This window comes from Pedobacter sp. MC2016-24 (assembly GCF_015223055.1).
Classification (GTDB): domain Bacteria; phylum Bacteroidota; class Bacteroidia; order Sphingobacteriales; family Sphingobacteriaceae; genus Pedobacter.
Genome location: NZ_JADFBX010000001.1, coordinates 120313 through 139575, shown reverse-complemented (window position 1 = coordinate 139575; position 19263 = coordinate 120313). Strand labels below are relative to the sequence as shown.

At 41.3% G+C, this 19263-nt stretch carries 18 protein-coding genes; 10 read left to right on the top strand and 8 right to left on the bottom strand.

Translation table 11 applies throughout. The annotated features are described in order from the left end of the window. Nucleotides 1-14 precede the first annotated feature (14 nt). Nucleotides 15-1472 carry a rhomboid family intramembrane serine protease gene (locus IM797_RS00665; RefSeq protein ID WP_194125163.1) on the bottom strand — a complete coding sequence of 486 codons (1458 nt, stop codon included), beginning with the start codon at nucleotides 1470-1472 and terminating at the stop codon, nucleotides 15-17. 261 nt (nucleotides 1473-1733) lie between these two features. Here IM797_RS00665 and IM797_RS00660 point away from each other — a divergent pair, with 261 nt between their 5' ends. Continuing rightward, the gene (locus tag IM797_RS00660) at nucleotides 1734-2954 is read left to right on the top strand and encodes a PQQ-dependent sugar dehydrogenase (protein ID WP_228098660.1); all 1221 of its coding nucleotides are present in this window, start codon (nucleotides 1734-1736) and stop codon (nucleotides 2952-2954) included. A 604-nt stretch (nucleotides 2955-3558) separates the two neighbouring features. Here the strand turns inward: IM797_RS00660 and IM797_RS00655 are convergent. The 3 genes from IM797_RS00655 to IM797_RS00645 form a co-directional block, all read right to left on the bottom strand. Then, entirely contained in the window at nucleotides 3559-3813 is a 255-nt protein-coding gene (locus IM797_RS00655; protein WP_194125162.1) for a hypothetical protein, read from the bottom strand. Between the two features lie 174 nt (nucleotides 3814-3987). After that, complete coding sequence (locus tag IM797_RS00650; RefSeq protein ID WP_194125161.1) at nucleotides 3988-4206, bottom strand: hypothetical protein; 219 nt, start codon at nucleotides 4204-4206, stop codon at nucleotides 3988-3990. A gap of 154 nt (nucleotides 4207-4360) precedes the next feature. After that, complete coding sequence (locus IM797_RS00645) at nucleotides 4361-4546, bottom strand: hypothetical protein (protein ID WP_194125160.1); 186 nt, start codon at nucleotides 4544-4546, stop codon at nucleotides 4361-4363. Between the two features lie 180 nt (nucleotides 4547-4726). Here IM797_RS00645 and IM797_RS00640 point away from each other — a divergent pair, with 180 nt between their 5' ends. From IM797_RS00640 to IM797_RS00630, 3 genes are read left to right on the top strand one after another with little or no spacing between them, the layout of a single operon-like run. Further along, entirely contained in the window at nucleotides 4727-5659 is a 933-nt protein-coding gene (locus IM797_RS00640; RefSeq protein ID WP_194125159.1) for a hypothetical protein, read from the top strand. A gap of 44 nt (nucleotides 5660-5703) precedes the next feature. Further along, nucleotides 5704-6894, top strand: a complete 1191-nt coding sequence (locus IM797_RS00635; RefSeq protein ID WP_194125158.1) for an acetate/propionate family kinase — start codon at nucleotides 5704-5706, stop codon at nucleotides 6892-6894. Between the two features lie 4 nt (nucleotides 6895-6898). Then, the gene (locus IM797_RS00630) at nucleotides 6899-9259 is read left to right on the top strand and encodes a phosphoketolase (protein ID WP_194125157.1); all 2361 of its coding nucleotides are present in this window, start codon (nucleotides 6899-6901) and stop codon (nucleotides 9257-9259) included. Here IM797_RS00630 and IM797_RS00625 read toward each other — a convergent pair whose 3' ends face one another. The 3 genes from IM797_RS00625 to IM797_RS00615 all read right to left on the bottom strand — a co-directional run bounded on the left by IM797_RS00625 (nucleotide 9260) and on the right by IM797_RS00615 (nucleotide 12206). Continuing rightward, the gene (locus tag IM797_RS00625) at nucleotides 9260-10309 is read right to left on the bottom strand and encodes a response regulator (protein WP_194125156.1); all 1050 of its coding nucleotides are present in this window, start codon (nucleotides 10307-10309) and stop codon (nucleotides 9260-9262) included. 129 nt (nucleotides 10310-10438) lie between these two features. Then, nucleotides 10439-11092 (bottom strand): 2,3-diphosphoglycerate-dependent phosphoglycerate mutase, encoded by a 654-nt coding sequence (locus IM797_RS00620; RefSeq protein ID WP_194125155.1) that lies wholly within the window; start codon nucleotides 11090-11092, stop codon nucleotides 10439-10441. A gap of 136 nt (nucleotides 11093-11228) precedes the next feature. Beyond that, nucleotides 11229-12206, bottom strand: coding sequence for a GlxA family transcriptional regulator (locus tag IM797_RS00615; RefSeq protein WP_194125154.1), 978 nt, complete (start codon nucleotides 12204-12206; stop codon nucleotides 11229-11231). A gap of 96 nt (nucleotides 12207-12302) precedes the next feature. Between IM797_RS00615 and IM797_RS00610 the strand changes: the two genes are divergently transcribed. Next, nucleotides 12303-12929: a DinB family protein gene (locus tag IM797_RS00610; protein ID WP_194125153.1), complete on the top strand. Its 627-nt coding sequence runs from the start codon at nucleotides 12303-12305 to the stop codon at nucleotides 12927-12929. Nucleotides 12930-12952: 23 nt separating this feature from the next. Here IM797_RS00610 and IM797_RS00605 read toward each other — a convergent pair whose 3' ends face one another. Then, the gene (locus IM797_RS00605) at nucleotides 12953-13393 is read right to left on the bottom strand and encodes a hypothetical protein (protein WP_194125152.1); all 441 of its coding nucleotides are present in this window, start codon (nucleotides 13391-13393) and stop codon (nucleotides 12953-12955) included. 146 nt (nucleotides 13394-13539) lie between these two features. Between IM797_RS00605 and IM797_RS00600 the strand changes: the two genes are divergently transcribed. From IM797_RS00600 to uvrA, 5 genes are all read left to right on the top strand, one after another. Continuing rightward, nucleotides 13540-13971, top strand: coding sequence for a DoxX family membrane protein (locus tag IM797_RS00600; RefSeq protein WP_194125151.1), 432 nt, complete (start codon nucleotides 13540-13542; stop codon nucleotides 13969-13971). Nucleotides 13972-14043: 72 nt separating this feature from the next. After that, nucleotides 14044-14628 carry a hypothetical protein gene (locus IM797_RS00595; protein ID WP_194125150.1) on the top strand — a complete coding sequence of 195 codons (585 nt, stop codon included), beginning with the start codon at nucleotides 14044-14046 and terminating at the stop codon, nucleotides 14626-14628. Between the two features lie 199 nt (nucleotides 14629-14827). Beyond that, on the top strand, nucleotides 14828-15394 hold the full coding sequence (locus IM797_RS00590; protein ID WP_194125149.1) for a putative glycolipid-binding domain-containing protein: 567 nt from the start codon (nucleotides 14828-14830) through the stop codon (nucleotides 15392-15394). A gap of 69 nt (nucleotides 15395-15463) precedes the next feature. Next, nucleotides 15464-16525 (top strand): hypothetical protein, encoded by a 1062-nt coding sequence (locus IM797_RS00585; RefSeq protein ID WP_194125148.1) that lies wholly within the window; start codon nucleotides 15464-15466, stop codon nucleotides 16523-16525. A gap of 193 nt (nucleotides 16526-16718) precedes the next feature. Next, nucleotides 16719-19244, top strand: a complete 2526-nt coding sequence (gene uvrA / locus IM797_RS00580; RefSeq protein WP_194125147.1) for an excinuclease ABC subunit UvrA — start codon at nucleotides 16719-16721, stop codon at nucleotides 19242-19244. Nucleotides 19245-19263: the final 19 nt, after the last annotated feature.

Here is a 19263-nt window from a genome sequence, read left to right as displayed (position 1 = left end):
AACGATCTACACAATTATTGTGAAGATAATTCATCAATTGTTGATTTTATCTGTTTGTTAATCTGCTGTACTTGCGGCATGTCAATACCAGCGTCCAGGTTTATGTTCTGGCTTATCAACTGATAGCTTTGCAGCCTGAGCTGGCAATAATGAATAAGTATTTTATTCCGCTTGTGCAGTTTTTCAGAAAGCTTAAGATGATCTAATTCTGTGATCAGATTAATACTTCGCTTCCAGCAATCCATGCCTTTCTGCAGGCTTAATCGAAGCATTTGCTCAGATTTATCACCCGATTCTTTAAGTTCGTTTAAAGCGGTGCTTTCCAGATTGTAGAACTCCACGATTCGTTTTTGATAAGTAAGCCGGTCGCTTGTTGACAGCAAGTCATAAATGACAACCGAACAAATAATCGCAACGACTGATACTGAAACCAATATGATTTTTTTTATTCTGGTACTATCCGGTTTTTGCAAAGCGGGCATAAACGCATAACCGATCAATACGCCACTAAGCAAGCCGCCTAAGTGGGCAGCATTATCTATTCCACCTTTAAAACTACCGTACACTAAATTATAAACCACAAAAACACCAATATTGGCTAATAAACCATTGCGCATGGAACGCTCAATATGATTTGTACTTAACAATGCGAGAAATACACCATACATCCCAAAAATAGCACCTGAGGCGCCAGCACTCACGGTATTGTCATGCCACCAGAGGCTTGCCAGGCTGGCAAGAATACCCGTAAGCAAATAAGCAGTGATGAATTTTGCCTTACCCAGAAAAGGCTCCAATAATAATCCCACAAAAAAAAGCGCGTACATATTCATCAGCAAATGAATAACACCAAAATGGATAAAGCAATTACTGATCAACCGCCACCACTGTCCATCCAGGGTATAGATTGTTGCGTTAGCACCCCAACCAATCATACTTTTTCCGTCAGGCTGAAATACAGATACGCCAGTGCATACCATGACCAGAAAAATCAAAATGTTCAAATCGATTAAGATAGGAGTTACGCAATAACCTGCTCTGGGCTTAAAATAGGAGAGGAACCCACCAGAAAAGTTATACTTAGGTGTAATGTCGGGCTTTAACGTATCCTCATATGGAGGCAAAAAATCCTTTTTGTAAATCTTATATTTTTGGCGAATTTCATCATCAGTAAATGCTGTAGTCAATTTTTCAAATGCTGAGATATACTGTGAAACTGCACGTTCGCTCTGTCCAAAATCATTTATACCTCCAGATATGGAAACGCACTGAATATTTGCCGTATCCTGCCCCAATTTAACGGTGAGCTCTCCATTCCATGAATATTCGCTATTTTGGGTATAGGCGATTACGCCGGCATCAGATATAAATCTGATTCGCCAACCAAGATATTTGATGGCTTCAAAAGCGATGACAAGAAACTGTTTGTTGGTAAGGCCGTTTATCGACAAATTCTGTTCAGATTTTCCCATATAATTTTGACTGATATTCTTGCGTTATCGGTTAGCGTAGTAATTGTTTGTTACAACAACAAGAAGAGTCACTTTTCTAATCGCGCTGATAGTTAATCATGAACCATTGTCGTTACATAGAAACAACATAATGTGTGGATTGTTTAACTGATGATTTACATTTCGGTTTAAGAGTTGAGACTTTATGATCCCATAGTTATAATTGTCTTTATTTCATTATTTTAGCAAAGCCATATTTTACAATCAAAATAATTTTAATATATGATTCGATATAAGAGTGCAATATTGCTGGGTCTGAGTTTTTCTGTTTGTACGACTGTTGCTCATGCAGCTGCATCTATGCAGCGTGATACAACCTCCGCACCTGTTGAAACGCAAAAACCGAACAGCAATTATAAACCCGCCTTTAAAGGGCAGACACGTATTGGCGGTGTAAAAACTAAAACACCCATCGTGGTAAGCATTATCAATAGTAGTCTGAAAAACCCCTGGGGTATACATGTACTACCCGACGGCCGTTTTTTAGTAACTGAAAAAGCGGGAAGCATGCGCATCTTAAAAGCCAGCGGTGGGTTTGATAAACAAATAACTGGTTTCCCAAATGTATTGTTCGGTGGCCAGGGTGGTTTGTTAGACGTCACGATTGATCCAAATTTCGCCACTAACCGAATGATCTATTGGGGGTATGCAGAAAAAACAAAGGGAGGTTCATTAATGGCTATTGCTAAAGGCAAGCTATCAACAGATGAAACCAAATTAGAAAATGTCGAGGTAATATACCGGGCAAATCCTCCATATAAAGACATGCTACAATATGGTGGGCGTATCGTATTTGACAAGCAAGGTAATTTGTTTGTCAGCACAGGGGAAAGAAGTGGCAGTGATATCCGCATGAAGGCACAAGACCTAAGTGCTGGTATTGGCAAAATTATACACATCACCAAATCTGGTAAAGCCGTTGCTGGCGGTCCATTTGCAGGCAAAGCTAATACGCTACCTGAAATATACGCCTATGGATTACGTAACCCAGATGGTCTGGCCTGGAATCCTCAGACAGGTGAGCTCTGGGAAGCTGAATTTGGACCCAGAGGTGGAGATGAAATTAACATTATAAAACCAGGAAATAACTATGGCTGGCCATTGGTTACCTATGGTATAGAATATAGTGGAGAAAAGGTAGGTGAAGGGATACAGCAGAAAAAAGGCACCACCCAACCCATTTACTATTGGGATCCTACCATTTCACCGGGAGGCATAACTTTTTATACCGGTAACATTGCTGAATGGAAAAACAACCTATTTGTAGGAGGTTTGAGTGGATCACATATCGCCAGACTGGTAATTAAAGCGAATAGGGTGGTCGGTGAAGAGCGTTTGTTAAAGGATAGGGACGAGCGTTGGCGCGCGCTTGTAACCGGTAAAGATGGTGCTTTATACGGTCTGACTGATAGTGGAAAATTATATCGTATAGCAAAGAAGTAAGGGTGTGGAGGATCTATTTTCAAATTAGCAGCTTTTTAGATTTTTATATGTACATTTGGTTCATGTTTGATTCTGGTCTGGGTCTGGCTCGTAACAAAAGGATACCAAACAGGAGTTACATAGGAGTTTCCTAGGACTCGGCTAGGACTATAGTCCTATAACCCTCCAAGAAAGTCAAAGTTTTACCCAACTGTAAGGCCTATGGTTACCAAACCACACCAAAAGGATGTGCAATAGTCCTACAACTAATAATCAGGTTTTGACTTAAATCAGCTTTGCGCACTTACAAATCTCCGGAACAGGAAAGAAGCGCATGTAAAACACAAGAAGGCGCAAATTAAATCGATCAATGCGTTGATCAAGGAAAATCTTGAAAAAGGTAGCATTTGTCCTGTATCCAGGCTTTGTCCATATCCTTTAGTATGAAATGTCATGGGGAATCCCATTGTTGAATTGCCATCGTAATTTATTCCGTTATGATGAGAGATGAATGTGGCTATCGCAAACACCACTAATGTTCCAAATAAATAAAGCATTATTCTCATGATTTCAGATGGTTATGTAGAACATCTGGATCAAGTCTTTCATTGAAATATTCCATAGGCTACATGGTATTTTCTTCATCCAGATCCTGGGAGTTTAAGGCATCTAAATCTTCGGGATCTAAATTTGTATCGGGATCGTCATTTGGATTTAGTTCCAGATCTTCATTGGTGTTACCGGTATCTTCTGCGGAGTTGTAGCCCTTGTTGATTTCTTCGTTGATGGGTTTCTCTGGCTGGTTGCTGTCAAGTTCTGATTCGATGATCAATAGATTATCGACGTCTTGTTTGTTGGTTTCCTGTTCTTTCGTATCCATGTCGTTGTTGATTGATGTCTACTTAGAACAAAAGCAAAAGGAATTGGTTTGTTTTTTCTGTTACCTTAAATATTATACATCATTTGCTTCTTAATTAGTATTCTGGTTGTCGAGATGAAATTTTACGATGGGCGCTGGGTAGATGTTATTGGGAATGCCAGGCAGGGCCGGTAATTAGTTCATCATCCAGTTGAGCAAATGAACGGCGCACCAGATGACACCGGAAATGATCAGTAAGATGCCGATGATGACAAGGCTGCCATACAATTGTTCCCTGCCAGTGGTTTTTACCCGGCATTTAAATGGAGTGCTGAAATAAGGTTTTTGGGGTTTTGAGTTTAGACTGAATTGCTCTTGGGTAATGGTTTGGTACTTCTGGTCTGCTGAATTCATGATCAATGTTCATTTTAACAAACCTTATAACAATAGAAAAGGAATTTTGATTTGCCTAATGTTGATCTTTGTTTTTTTTTTGTATCCTGCGGTAGCCAGAGACGCAGCAATCTGACTAGATTTACCGTTTACAAAAATTTCTTTTCGACCTGGATTAATAATCATCAACGTTTTCAATGTTGATTTCATTGCCTTCGTCGTCCTTCAAGTCCAGTACCCATTTCAGGGTTATAATCCTCGGCATGAGTGCTGGACAGTCTTGAATGTCAATTCCTTCTGCTTTATTGACGATAGATTCTAGTCTATCCAATTCTTTTTTAATTTCTTCTGATGCTTTCATGCTCTAAGTTAGTTAGACTATCTCTAACGGGGATTGATCGGGGTCATGTCAGACTATGATTTGCATCATTCTATACAATAGGAAAAATTCTGATGATGTTTAAGGTCATCGGAAAGAATGATTGTCATCATCATTTAAAAGATTGAAAAACAAGACATTTAAGCAAGATATTTTATATTTATGAACTTGCTTCAGAAGGTTAATTTTAATGTTAAAAAGAAAAAGATAGTGGTATGTGTATTCATTTGTTTGTTGTTTCATTTAACAGCATCTGCAGATGCGATATTCTTAAAATACCATTACACTGATGGAATTGGAATATTACAGGATTCATTGCCGAATCCAGGTATTAAACGATTGCTTTCAAACAAGAAAAATGCGGTAATCTTTCATTATCCAAATGCTGTAAAACGGTTTTACGCACAGCGGGATTTCCGTCCTGCCTGGACAAATCCAAAGACTGATCTTAGACAAACATCAGAAGCTATGATGTTATTGGATTGTGTATTGCAATTTGGACTGTTTCACAAGGATTATCATTCAGATTATCTAACGTATGATTTGATGCATCAGATTTTTGAAAACAGCTCACAGAAGGCCAATGAACAACAGGCTGTGTTTGATGTGATGCTTACTGATGCGATGATTACTTTAATCAACAACCTGCATTATGGGAAGTTAAATCCGGTTTATACCACGGGGATTTTAGATAAGGGCAAGTTAAAGGGGTTTGATGCAGCAAATACTTTGAGAATTGCCAAATTACAATTTGATTTTAAAGCGCAGGTGCTTGATGTACAGCCTAAATCAAAAAGGTATGTATGGATGCAGGATTATATGAGATTGATCAAAGGGCAATATGTTGGCGATTGCTATGAAACCCCTGAAAGAACTGTGCGCAAATTAGCAATTAATATGGAAAGGCTACGATGGCTGGAAACGAACCAGAGCAAACCGTTACCTATTGCATTTACCCACCTTACGTGTGAGATATTGGATGGATTGATCGTCAATCACGATGACATTTACCATCGTGACCACAAACTTGAACAAGCTTTATATCAAACGGAGAAATCTTCTGTATTGCCCGAAATTAAACTGAAACAGAATTAGTCAGCAAATTTTATAACTAAAGTAACTTCAAGAACTTAAAGCAAATGATGATGCCAACAAACAATTGTATCCTTGCCCTCAATATGGGATCTTCAAGTTTTAAGTTTAAGCTGTTTGATGCCTCGACCCGGAAAATGAAGATATCTGGTAATGCGAAGTATTCTGGTGGACAGTTTTTAACATTTGATATTAAAAATTTCGGAGATCTGCAGGTGGAGCATCTGGCTTTAAATCGGACAGATAGAACAGGTGTTATTGATCAAATGATCCATTGGCTCAAAGCGCATGAACTGGAGTTTCCTATAGTGGCTATAGGCCATCGGATTGTTCAAGGGGGACCAAAGCATTTCAATCCCATAATTATTAGCAAGGAGGTGATTTCTAATTTGCAGCAATATGTGTATCTCGCACCAAATCATCTACCAGCCGAGATAGAACTGATCGACAAATTCAGTTCGGCCTTTAAAGGTGTAAAACAGATCGCCTGTTTTGACACTTGCTTTCATCAACATATGCCAGCAAATGCCAGATATTATCCGCTCAGTGAAAAGTACAGAACATCCGGTTTGATGCGGTATGGTTTCCACGGACTTTCATATGAATTTATTATGGTAAAACTAGCGGAGCAAATTCTGCATCCTGCCCGAAAAAAAATCATCATCGCCCATTTGGGTAATGGAGCAAGTGTGGTTGCTGTTAAGGATGGAATCAGCATAGACACCACAATGGGCTTAAGTCCCATGGGTGGACTGGTCATGGGTACCAGATCCGGCGATCTTGATCCCGGTGTTCTATTGTTGCTGATGAAACAGTATGGCTTAGACGCCGACCAATTGGATGATTTGCTAAGCAAGCATTCGGGTATGCTTGCCATTGCGGGGACCGGGGATGTTGAGGAATTACTGGATCTGGAAAAAACGAATCTGAAAGCAAAAGAAGCGCTCAGCTTATTTTGTTACCAAGCGAAGAAATCTATCGCGGCACTTGCCGCAGCTATGGGGGGCCTGGATACACTTGTTTTTACAGGTGGAATAGGAACAAATTCCTCGGTAATCCGGGAACGGATTTGCCACGATATGAGTTTTTTGGGTATTATTCTTGATCAGCAGGCCAATCATGACCACAAGGAAATAATTTCTGCTGACCGCAGTTGGGTAACTGTATGCGCATTTGAGACTGATGAAGAACAAATTATTGCACAACATACCTATAACCTTTTAAATCCTAAAAATTAAGCAAATGAACATCTTATCGGATCATGATTTACTGCAAATGCATACCTACTGGGAAGCAGCTAATTATTTGGCCGTAGGTCAGATCTATTTGCAAGACAATGCCCTGTTGAAACAACCCTTAAAACCGGAACATATCAAGCCGCGTTTGTTGGGGCATTGGGGAACTTCGCCAGGATTGAATTTAATCTACGTGCATTTAAACAGGCTCATTAAAGAGACAGGTGCAAATATATTGTATGTCTGCGGACCAGGGCATGGGGCTCCTGCAATTATTGCCCATACTTACCTGGAGGGAACCTATTCTGAGTTATTTCCGGATGTAGAGGAGAATGCGTCTGGCCTGAAAAAGCTGTTCAGGCAATTTTCAAGCCCAGGAGGCATTCCAAGTCATGTAGGTGCGCATACACCTGGATCCATCCATGAAGGTGGAGAACTTGGGTACTCATTAATGCATGCCTTTGGTGCAGCGATGGATCATCCGGATTTATTGGTGGCATGTGTGGTTGGAGATGGGGAAGCAGAAACCGGACCGTTGGAGGGCAGTTGGAAATCTGTTTCATTTTTAAACCCAAAGAGGGATGGTGCTGTATTGCCGATTTTACACCTCAACGGTTATAAGATTTCAGGACCAACAGTTCTGGCGCGAAAAAGTGATAAAGCCCTGGAAGCATTGTTTTCCGGTCATGGTTATGAAGTGTTTTTTGTAGAGGGCACCGATCCAATGGCTGTTCATCGCCTAATGGCTGATATTTTAAACCAGGCTTATTTGAAGATTCGCAGGATACAAAAAAGAGCACGCGAAGATAGCGATCTGGAAAATATTCAATGGCCTATGATTATTTTACGGACTCCGAAAGGTTGGACAGGGCCCAAGGAGTGGAACGGTGTACCTATTGAAGGCACTTTTCGATCACATCAGGTTCCACTTACCGGTGTTAAAGAAGATCCTGAGAAACTTAAATTACTGGAAAGTTGGATGAGAAGCTATCATCCTGAAAAGTTATTTGACCAGGAAGGAAAATTACTGAATGAAATTCATGCAATAGCACCTGAGGGCGATTTAAGAATGAGCGCATCGTCTTTTGCCAACGGAGGAACAATACTTAAGGAGTTGATATTGCCGGATTTTAAACATTATGGGGTACTCATGGCCAGACCAGGAGAAACAATAGCAGAAAGTACAAGAGATTTTGGGAAATACCTTCGCGATGTTTTTGAATTGAATGAGGATCATCATAATTTCCGGCTATTTTGTCCGGATGAAACCACTTCTAATAGGTTAGAAGCTGTTTTCGAAGTCACCACACGCTGTTCAATGGAAACTATTGAATTGGGCGACGATAAACTTACAAAAGATGGAAGGGTAATGGAGGTCTTAAGTGAACATCTTTGTGAAGGGTGGCTGGAAGGTTATCTCCTTACTGGCCGTCATGGATTGTTTCCTTGTTATGAAGCATTTGTAACCATTGTAGATTCTATGGTTAGCCAATATGCCAAATGGCTAAAGACTTCGAGCGAATTACCCTGGCGAAAGCCCATTGCTTCTTTAAACTATTTGTTGACTTCCCACGCCTGGCGGCAAGATCACAATGGCTACAGTCATCAGGGGCCTGGTTTTATCGATACGGTAGTGAATAAGAAAAGCTCGGTAGTCCGCATTTATTTACCGCCAGATGCCAACACCTTATTGTCCGTAATGGACCATTGTTTGAGAAGTAAAGATTATGTGAATGTGGTTGTTGCTGGAAAACAGCCAGAATTACAATGGTTAAATATGGAGCAGGCTATCGCACATTGCGCCAAAGGAGCTTCCAGATGGGATTGGGCTGGAAATGAGCGTGAACAACAACCGCATGTCGTTCTGGGCTGTGCCGGTGATGTACCTACTTTGGAGGCTGTAGCAGCTGCTTGGATTTTGAGAAAGCATCTACCTGGACTTAGGGTTCGTGTGGTGAATGTTGTTGATTTAATGGCCATGTCGCCTGCCGCATACCATCCGCATGGCATGAGTGAAGCGTTATTTTTAGAATTGTTTTCAGCAAAGGCTCCTGTTATTTTCGCCTTTCACGGTTATGTTCGGATTATCCACGACTTGGTTCACGGCAGGCCAGATCCGGCCAGATTCCATGTTCGTGGATTTATGGAGGAAGGAACAACAACTACTCCATTTGACATGGTCGTTTTGAACGAGATGAGCCGTTACCACTTGGCAATGGAGGCGGTAAGGCGTGTTCCAGAAATGCATCAGCAGGCTGATTCTTTCATTCAGTACTGTGAAAACAAATTAAAAGAACATAAAAAGTATATCTGTTTGCATTTGGATGATATGCCGGAGATTAAAAATTGGAAATGGAGTGATGTGTAACTAATTCTTAATTCTTGCAATCCGGTTGAGGTCTTTCAGCTCAATCGTATTGGCATTTTTCTCAATTAAGCCTTCCTCTTTAAAATCAGATAGAGTTCTGCTGACTGTTTCAATAGCGACACCAGCCAAAGCCGCAAGTTCTTCCCTTGATACATTGATGGTATTTAAAATTGTTGATCTCTTGTTTAAACGAATTAAAACCTGTGAAATTCTTTTACGCACAGATAGATAAGCCAGTTCTACTAGCTGTTCTTCTTTTTCATGGATATTTTTTGAAAGTATCTGAATGAATTGCCGGCTGATTTCTGGATATTGCCCTAATAAGGCAAGAATTAGTTCTTTGGGCAATAGACAAACGGAACTATCCTCAATAGCTTCTGCAGTCTCAGTAAATACTTCATCAAGTAAAAGGGAGTCTAGGCCAAGGTAATCGTCATCTTTATATAAACCTGTGATAAAGCATCGGCCGTCATCGGCCTGTTTAACTGTTTTAATGCTGCCAGACATGACCAGATATAATCCTTGAGGAATGTCTCCTTCATAATATAAAGTTTGTTTCTTTTTAATGTTTCTTATTTTGCGCTTCTGAATTAAATCATTCAGCTCTTTAAACCCAGTTTCTTTACCCAGAGCGAGATTTTCAATGTTTTGTAATGTCGTATGGTAGTTTTTTTTTCGGCTTTGGGATTTTCTAATCCTGGTTTCTATAGCATGCAATAATTCTATATCGTCAAATGGTTTAGTTAAAAAATCATCGGCACCCATTTCCATGGCTTTCCGAAAATCAATATGACCCGATTTCGCCGTTAAAAAAATAAATGGGATTTCAGCGGTTTGAATATTTCTATTCAGTAGGTACAAAACTCCGTATCCATCAAGGTTGGGCATCATCACATCACATAGAATCAGATCTGGTGTATGGGCAGTGGCCATCTCGATACCCAATTTTCCATTGTCAGATTGAAATACACGATAGCCTGAAAGCTCAAGAATTTCGGAGCAGCTTTCTCTGATGTCTTCATTGTCATCAATAATTAGGATAGTTTTCATGAATTCAAACCGTAAGTGTAAGATTTTTAGGAGATTATTTTATTAAATCTAATCATTTACTTTCGGTATTGTACTATTCTTTAAGTCTATCTCAGATGAAATGTTATGTGGTTATTTAATTCTTCTGCATTAGCTTACTTGAATTAGTTGCAGGTTTTTACCCATGGTATATTTCCTTGGGATTCCTGTAGGAAATTCGATGTTTGCAATTTCCTGCGGGCTTAACTGCTCAAGGAACATCATTAGTGCCCTGAGGCTGTTTCCGTGTGCAACCACCAGCACTGTTTTTCCATTTTTCAATTTTGGGACAATAGTACTAAGATAATAAGGGACAACCCTTTCCGCGGTATCTTTAAGACTTTCGCCTCCTGGTGGCGCAATATCATAAGATCTTCGCCAAATCATCACTTGCTCCAAACCATATTTTAAAGCAATGTCCGCCTTGTTTAAGCCTTCGAGTTTTCCGTAACACCGCTCGTTCAGATTCCTGTCTTTAATTACAGGGATGTTTGTCAACCCGGATACTTTTAAAACAATATCAAGTGTATGCTGTGCTCTTTTTAGTGTTGAGGTAAAAGCAATATCAATTTGTTCTGCTTTTAACAATTGTCCAGCACGTTCAGCCTCTTGTTCACCGGTCAGGCTGAGGTCAATGTCCTGCCATCCCGTGAAACGGTTCTCGAGATTCCACACAGATTGGCCATGTCTTAGCAAAATTAATTCTGCATGTTTTTCTTCGGACTCAGTTAATGGAAACGCGCTGTTCAAAATGGTAGTGTTCATATCAATTGTTTAGTAATGGCATTACGAGCAGTGGTAAAGATAACGCTTTGACAGAGCATAGTTTTCATGAGTTTTTTTTAAAGTCAAACATGTGTCTGCAATAACCTGTAATGCGGATGATCTTGTTAAGGTGTCGTTAGCTGGCTTCTTTGTTATAACGATTACGGTAATCGAGCGGGGATAAGCCGGTGATTTTGCGAAATACTTCGCGGAATGCTTTCAGGTCAGAATAACCGACTTCGTACATGACTTCGTTTATGGTTTTTCGGCTGGTCTCGAATGCTTTCTTTGCAGCTTCAACTTTTACGCGCTGGATGTATTCTATTGGTGTATTGCCGGTAGCTTTGATAAAACGACGGTCAAAATTTCGCCTCCCTACTGTAAAAATGGCCGCCAGGTGCTCGATAGACAATTTCTGATCCAGCCTGCTTTCTATATAAAGCTGTGCTTTTTTGATAAGTTCATCATGATGCGAGCGCTGTCCATTGAAAATCATGAATAATGACTGGCAATTCCGATCCAGTTCAATCTGAAAAACCTTTGAACAAAAAATGGCCGTTTTACGGTCATAGTATTTTTCAACCAGATAGAGGATTAGATTTAGAAAGGAGTAAGCGCCGCCGTTGGTATAAATTCCCAGCTCATCGGTGATGAGCTGGTCTGGTTCTACATTTATTTTTGGGTAACGTATTTTTAAGTCGTCTGCCGCAGACCAGTGTGTGGAACAGCTTTTGCCGTCTAATATTCCGGCCGCTGCCAGGAGGTAAGCTCCGGTACAAATGCTGGCTACTCGCGCGCCATTCTGATATTGCTGGCCAATCCACTTTATCATGCTGCCATTGCACTCAATGGCCTGTTGGTAGTTGTGATTGAGTGAAGGCACGATGATCAGGTCTGTATGTTCAATCTCATCGATAGATTTGTGTGGTCGTGCCGAGAATAATCCGCCGTAAAAGGATATTTCGTCTGATAACCCGGCCAATTCAATTTTGAAAATGTCACTTTTGCCTGCATCTCGACAATGGGTGTTCGCGCGACTGAATATTTTATAAGCACCAACGATGCTACTCAGGTTATTCTCCCCATTGGGTACAAGGATGGTCAAGTGTTTCATATTGTAAATATACAGCATTAGGCCTGTCCAAATCAACCCGTCATAATGTCTAAATCACACCCTGCAACAGTCTTTTTGCATTGGTATATTTGTGATATGAGAAATACAATTATGCGAATCACCTTCCTGTGTCTGAGCCTGATTTCGTATCAGAGCATTGCACAACAGCAACGTAAGACAATTACGAAAAAAGAAAGAACTTTTTTGGTTCAGTTTTTAAAGGAGACTGAATCAGATGTGTTCAAGTCGGTAAAAGACCTGACAGCAGCACAACTGAATTTTAAACCTGCGCTGGAAAAATGGAGTGTAGCGGATTGCGTTAAACACATTGCTGCAGCCGAAAAGGAGCTTTGGGTGATGGCGCAGCAGACTTTAAAGCAATCGGAAAATCCGGAGAAGAGGGCGGAGATCAAATTTAGTGATGAGAATTTGATCAAGGTAGTGGAAGACCGTAGCCGTAAAACAAAGACTTTTGCTGCCCTGGAACCGGCCAATTCACCTTATGGAACTGTAGCTGAGGCTTTAGCTGGGTTTAAAGCTGATCGCGAGCAGTTGATTTCCTTTGTTAATGATACCCAGGTGAATCTACGCAATCATGTATTGGTGCTGCCTCTGGGGACATACGATGCCTACCAATTTATACTTTTGATATCTGCCCATACCAACCGGCATATTCAGCAGATTGAGGAGGTAAAAGCAACTATTGGTTTTCCAAAATTATAACGATGGTTAAAAGTTATGATTGCTCAGTACCTTTTCAAGAGGTTCAGTGCCAGACCGGTTACTACGGCACCTAGTACATAATAACTAACGGTTAATGCTTTGACCTGGTTGTTTTTGGCTACAGGTTCGGGATCCAGCCCCATGGGTTCAGGCAGGCTGACGGCACCGATTCCGGCGCTCAGTCCCATCATGGCTACTTTTGGCCAAAGGTATTTTGGATTGCCCGCGCCGATTAAACTGTAATATAGGGTATTTCCTAAAATGTCTCCGGCAAGGGTGGCTTTATAGAGGTCTTTCTTGTGATCCAGATTTCCGCCGAAGTATTGTATGGTTTTCTGCAGGGCTTCTTCGCCAAGCAGATCAACTCTGGGCATATCTGAACTTGTTTTCTTTAGGCTTTCGTGTAATATGTTCAATGCAACTGCACCAGCTAGGCCGGCGAGTAGGTTTTTAATTTTGCTCATGTGCTTAGGGTTTAATGAATTATAAGGCTTGGGTTTTAATGATAGAACAACCTTATACGCGTATGGTTTTAAACATTGTTTTAAACCTTTGATAACGAATGAATTTTAGATTGAAACAATGCGCTTTCGGGCTTGTTTAATAAGGTATGAAAAACGAAAATAAACAAAGTGTTTGGCAGGGTTTGGCTAGGATTGCGTTGGGTGGTTTTCTGACTTTTACGGGCATTGGTCATTTGACTTTTGTGAGAAAGGAATTTCTGGCGCAGGTGCCGGAGTGGGTTCCTTTGGATCCTGATTTGGTGGTCGTGTTGTCTGGTGTGGCTGAAGTTGGACTGGGCTTATTGTTGATTTCCGGATGGAGGAAGCCTTTAGTGGGGCTTGGTGCTGCTACTTTTTTTGTGGCGGTTTTTCCTGGTAATATTGCTCAGTTTCTGAATCATAAGGATGCCTTTGGCTTGAATTCTGATTTGAGCCGTGGTGCAAGGTTGTTGTTTCAGCCGGTTTTGGTGGCCTGGGCACTTTGGGCTACCGGTGTTTGGTTAAGCAAAAGAAATGCGAAACATCACGTACTCAGGTAAGTATTTGATCAAATTTATGAATTTTGATTATCTGTTTCTTTTGCATAAGTCCATTTTTTTCTAAGTCGTAACATGATGAATTTACTCCGGTTTGCTGTGCTTTTGATCTGTCTATCTGTTAATCATGCTGCTTTTGGACAGCTTACTTTGGTTAAGGATCTGGATGGAGACTTGTTGAATGATACTGTAAGCCTTGATCGATCGCGTGGTGTACTGCTATGCAGGTTGTCAACTCTGGGTTTTCCGATGCAGAAAAGTAAAGTGATTGCGGATTTGGGTTCCTCTTGCGGATTAGAAGCTGCAAAGAATGGATTTAAGTTTTTTAATTACCAGATGAGGGAAGGCTATACCTGCCAGTTCCGGTTTAATCCGAAGGTGCGGAAGATGGAGCTTATCGGTATGTCGCGCTACCATGATGGGAATGCAAACCTTGACGGAAGTGGGGAATCAAGTGTCAATCTATTGACTAATATTTATTTGGGGAATTGGAGCTATTTTGAACAAAAGGGCAAAAGGCTCCGTAAAACAGGCCTTATTAAACAAAGAATGGTCATCCCGCAGACGTTTTTGGAAGGATTCAGCGATGCTCAGCCTGGGCTTTACCGGCAGGAATGTGATCAGATTTCCCGGAAGCAGGCAAGCCATCTGCGGCGGTAACTTTGAATATTCATCCGCAGGATGGTGCTAATTTTAAGGTGATTTATCATGGTGGTTTGGTCGGGTAGATGTTCCTGGATAATGGAATCTGGCAAACGGTTTATGAGTACGATGAGAATTCCGGGCATGTGGATATTTTATTGGAATTGATGTTTAAACAATGATCGAACTCTTGTGTTGTAAGGGTATATCTAAATTTATGAAAAGCGCTATACAATCATCGGTTTTTAACCAGGTCAGAATTTGGAAGGGGAATCATTCCCTGGAAGCCTTTACTTTAGAACAGTCTGATTCGGGCTTTATTGGTGGTGGGATTGTGACGGTGGAGGATTCTACCATTCGCTACCAGGTCGTCATGGATACCTCTTGGCATGTGCTTGAGCTTAGTATTAAGGATGTTGACCGTCCCCGGCTAAAGTTGTATTTGACCAGAACTGAGGATGATTTATGGTATAATGCTGAAGGCGTTTTGCTTCCTGAGCTCAGTGGATGCCAGGAGGTGGATATTTCAATTACGCCATTTACCAACACGCTTGCCATTAAAAAATTAACTGGTCACCAGCAGAAAAGATTTAAGGTAGCTTACATCTGTATCCCTGACTTTACTTATGCTGCTGTTGAGCAGGTTTACCAGGCTTTGGGTTCTGGCAGGTACCGGTATGAGAATCTGGACACCCGGTTTTCAGCGGAGTTAATTGCTGATGAATTTGGTCTCGTGTCGGAGTATCCTGGTTTGTTTATGACCTTGTCTAAGGATCAGGATTAGGTGTTCAGCTTGCAAAATTTACTGATGAAACAAATTGATGGGATGGCTGTTAGGTAAATCAAAACGCAAATGAAAATAGACATCAAAAAAATATTTTTATTCTCAATAATCTTAATTGCGATTGTAATTCTTCCAGACATTAATATGTACCGTGAGAGATATAAATTACGTTCTCAAAAACTGCCTGAAATTTATAAAAATCAAACAGAATTAGAGCATTTAAAAGATGATGATTACGAAGTGATCAAAATTAAGAAAAATGCTGCAGAACCAATTATCCAGGCAAATGACAGCACCATTGTAATATTCACAAAAAACAGTAAAGATTCAGAAAAGGGAAGTTCGGATTATGAAAATATATGGTACAAAATCAATCTGAAAGGACAAATTACCGATTCTCTAAAATATAGTTATAACAGTTTAGATAATGAACATGATTACCATACTTTTAACAACTACATTATAGATACAAAGCAAAACACCTACAGCAATTGGATTAAAAATAATGATACCAGGCATTATGCTTTTAAAAATATGAACGAAAATAAAATATTCACAAAAGAAGAGGCAGACAAAATAACAAGTGAAGGAAAAATAATGCAAATCGATTACAGCTATTTGGGAGACAATGGAATTGATTCAAAAAATAAAGTAATTATCTTTAAAAATGGCGTTTGGAATTACTTTTATACAGAAAAAAACTGGCACGAATCTGCTAATTATACAACTAACGAATTTCAAGCTCAATTTTATTATCCCATAGATAAAGAACTAGTTACAGCGCCTACAGCAGGAAATGAAAAAAAAAGCAAACAGATTTTTTTTGACATTAATAATCCCAAAAGTATAATTTACAGGGAATATGTGTTTAAAGAAAAATGGAATGAAAACTCTTTTTGGTATAATATTATGAACTGGCACTGGGGTAGCGGAAATACGTCAAGTTCAGGCGGATGGACTGGAAGTAGTTACTTTTCGATAAAAATGCCTAAAAAAACTTTACATTATAAACAAGCAGTTTATATAGATTCTCCTGATGAATCTTTGCGGGATCATATTTCTTATTCTGTATATAAGCCAAAAAATGGGGAATACATTTTGCTTGATTCTTATTTAATAAGACCTAAATAATTTTGCAGCACCCATGCTTATGGAATTTTAATAAAAAAGTTGGAGCGTGTAAAACAGATCGAAGATGAGGTATTGTGGTTAACATAGAAGATCAAATGATGAACCTGAGTGACTGGGCAATAAGGGCATAACCCAAAACAGTAGAATTTTGGATCAATATTAGTTCGAGCAAATACAAATAAAGAAGCGTAGCATGGAAAACGACGGTTTTGTAAAAGTAAGCGGTGCAAGAGAAAATAACCTGAAAAATGTAAGCCTTAAAATCCCGAGAGATGCCTTTGTGGTTTTCACCGGGGTATCCGGATCCGGAAAATCTTCACTAGCTTTCGGCACTTTATATGCCGAGGCCCAACGCAGGTACCTGGAATCGGTATCTCCGTACGCACGGCGGCTGTTCAACCAGATGGCGATACCCGAGGTTGATGAGATCGAAGGCCTGCCACCTGCCATCGCATTACAGCAACAGCGGGGTGCATCCAATTCCAGGTCATCTGTAGGCAGTGTAACTACATTGTCCAATTTGTTGCGCATGCTGTATTCCAGGGCCGGAAATTATCCCAAGGATCAGGAGATCATTTATGCAGAGGGATTTTCCGCCAATACCCCTGAAGGTGCCTGCCCGCAGTGTCACGGCACCGGGCGTATTTACGAGGTCACAGAACAATCAATGGTTCCTGATGACTCTTTAACCATCCGGGAGCGGGCGGTTGCAGCCTGGCCTACAGCCTGGCAGGGACAAAATCTCCGTGACATTTTGATCACCCTCGGATATGACGTGGATACACCCTGGAGGAAACTTCCTAAAAAAGACCGTGACTGGATTTTATTCACTGATGAACAACCGGTAGTCCCGGTATATCCCCGTTACACAGCAGAGCAGGTGAAAAGAGCCATCGCCGGAAAAGTACAACCGGATTACATGGGCACCTTTACAGGTGCTAAGAAATATGTGATGCAAACTTTTGCCGGGAGCCAAAGCCAGCTCATGAAAAAGCGGGTGAGCCAATTTATGCTCAGTGCGCTCTGCCCGCTATGTCAAGGAAAAAAACTACGTAAAGAATCTTTAAGTGTGACATTTGATGGAAAAGACATCAGCGAGCTGCATGCATTGTCCCTGGATGAACTCTATGATATCTTTAAGGGTTATTCCCAGGCAGATGAAACGACAACACCTGCGCATCCGGAAAAAAACATGGTCACCCAGCGGATTGCAGTGGACCTGGTATCCCGGCTGGAAACTATACTGGATCTGGGCCTGGGTTATCTGAGCCTGGACAGAACTACGCCCAGCCTTTCTCCAGGTGAGCTCCAGCGTCTTCGGCTGGCCACGCAAATCCGCTCGAATTTATTCGGGGTGGTTTATGTACTGGATGAACCTTCTGCAGGATTGCACCCGGCCGATACACAGGCCTTACTAAGAGCACTGGATAAATTGAAGGCCACAGGCAATTCGGTATTTGTAGTGGAACATGAGATTGATGTGATCCGGCACGCCGACTGGATAGTGGATGTGGGGCCCGGGGCCGGAGAAGATGGCGGGCAGATCCTCTACAGTGGAAGGCCGGAAGGGCTTCGGCAAATCAAAGAATCAAAAACCAAAGCGTATATTTTTAATAAGAAAAACACTATAAATGAAAACCCGCGTGAGCCCCAAGCATGGTTAAAGCTGGAAGCGCTAAGCCGTAATAACCTTCAGAATCTGGATGTAGCGTTTCCGCTCGGTGTGCTGACCAGTGTGACCGGCATTTCCGGTTCCGGTAAAAGCACTCTTGTGAGCCAGGCATTGGTAACATTGGTTTCGGCAGCTTTAGGACAAAAGTCTAAGGATGAACCCCAAGACAACAGTCCGGATTTGCTGCAGGAAGAAAACCTGCAGTTAACAGGAAAGATCACATCTGGTATCAGTCACATCAAAAGATTAGTCCAGGTTGATCAAAAGCCGATAGGTAGGACGCCGCGGTCTAATTTGGCAACCTATACCGGACTGTTCGATCCCATAAGAAAACTTTTTGCCGCGACACCACAGGCTCGAAAACGAAAATATGATGCAGGACGCTTCAGTTTTAACATTGCAAAAGGTCGATGCGCGCATTGTCAGGGTGAAGGCTTCGTCATGGTTGAACTGTTGTTCCTTCCCAGCGTGTACAGTCCCTGTCCGCTATGCAAGGGTACGCGGTACAACGACGAAACCCTGGAAATCACGTTCAATGAAAAAAACATTGCTGAAGTACTGCGAATGACTGTGGACGAGGCTTGGCGATTTTTCAAGGAAGATGCGTCACTTGCACGCGGACTGGATATTGTCAGGCAGGTAGGCCTTGGCTATTTGAAACTGGGTCAGCCGGCAACAGAACTTTCTGGCGGTGAGGCTCAGCGTATTAAACTGGCCACTGAACTGCAGCGCAGCCAGCAGGGTAGGACGCTTTACGTGATGGATGAACCTACAACCGGACTGCACCCAGCAGACGTGGAGAAACTGATGGTTCAACTCAATTATCTGGTGGAACAGGGCAATACTGTTATCTTGGTTGAGCATGATCTTTCTGTCATTGCCGCAAGCGACTGGATCATGGAAATTGGTCCCGGGGCTGGAGTTAAAGGGGGCAAAGTGGTATGCAGTGCCACGCCGAAAAAGTTTCTCCAATTTAGCAGCAGTCGTACAGCTCCTTTCCTGGCTGCCTACCAAACTGTGAAGCTAGCGACCATTTGTAAAGATTGAGGGTACATAAAATTTTAAA

Bases quoted from the DNA above. Each gene is read 5' to 3' on its own strand.
- IM797_RS00610 (WP_194125153.1), top strand. From the start codon at position 12,303: ATGAGAAATACAATTATGCGAATCACCTTCCTGTGTCTGAGCCTGATT.
- uvrA (WP_194125147.1), top strand. From the start codon at position 16,719: ATGGAAAACGACGGTTTTGTAAAAGTAAGCGGTGCAAGAGAAAATAAC.
- IM797_RS00645 (WP_194125160.1), bottom strand. From the start codon at position 4,546: ATGAAAGCATCAGAAGAAATTAAAAAAGAATTGGATAGACTAGAATCT.
- IM797_RS00585 (WP_194125148.1), top strand. From the start codon at position 15,464: ATGAAAATAGACATCAAAAAAATATTTTTATTCTCAATAATCTTAATT.
- IM797_RS00635 (WP_194125158.1), top strand. From the start codon at position 5,704: ATGATGATGCCAACAAACAATTGTATCCTTGCCCTCAATATGGGATCT.
- IM797_RS00650 (WP_194125161.1), bottom strand. From the start codon at position 4,206: ATGAATTCAGCAGACCAGAAGTACCAAACCATTACCCAAGAGCAATTC.
- IM797_RS00625 (WP_194125156.1), bottom strand. From the start codon at position 10,309: ATGAAAACTATCCTAATTATTGATGACAATGAAGACATCAGAGAAAGC.
- IM797_RS00595 (WP_194125150.1), top strand. From the start codon at position 14,044: ATGATGAATTTACTCCGGTTTGCTGTGCTTTTGATCTGTCTATCTGTT.
- IM797_RS00655 (WP_194125162.1), bottom strand. From the start codon at position 3,813: ATGGATACGAAAGAACAGGAAACCAACAAACAAGACGTCGATAATCTA.
- IM797_RS00615 (WP_194125154.1), bottom strand. From the start codon at position 12,206: ATGAAACACTTGACCATCCTTGTACCCAATGGGGAGAATAACCTGAGT.
- IM797_RS00600 (WP_194125151.1), top strand. From the start codon at position 13,540: ATGAAAAACGAAAATAAACAAAGTGTTTGGCAGGGTTTGGCTAGGATT.
- IM797_RS00630 (WP_194125157.1), top strand. From the start codon at position 6,899: ATGAACATCTTATCGGATCATGATTTACTGCAAATGCATACCTACTGG.
- IM797_RS00590 (WP_194125149.1), top strand. From the start codon at position 14,828: ATGAAAAGCGCTATACAATCATCGGTTTTTAACCAGGTCAGAATTTGG.
- IM797_RS00660 (WP_228098660.1), top strand. From the start codon at position 1,734: ATGATTCGATATAAGAGTGCAATATTGCTGGGTCTGAGTTTTTCTGTT.
- IM797_RS00640 (WP_194125159.1), top strand. From the start codon at position 4,727: ATGAACTTGCTTCAGAAGGTTAATTTTAATGTTAAAAAGAAAAAGATA.
- IM797_RS00605 (WP_194125152.1), bottom strand. From the start codon at position 13,393: ATGAGCAAAATTAAAAACCTACTCGCCGGCCTAGCTGGTGCAGTTGCA.
- IM797_RS00620 (WP_194125155.1), bottom strand. From the start codon at position 11,092: ATGAACACTACCATTTTGAACAGCGCGTTTCCATTAACTGAGTCCGAA.
- IM797_RS00665 (WP_194125163.1), bottom strand. From the start codon at position 1,472: ATGGGAAAATCTGAACAGAATTTGTCGATAAACGGCCTTACCAACAAA.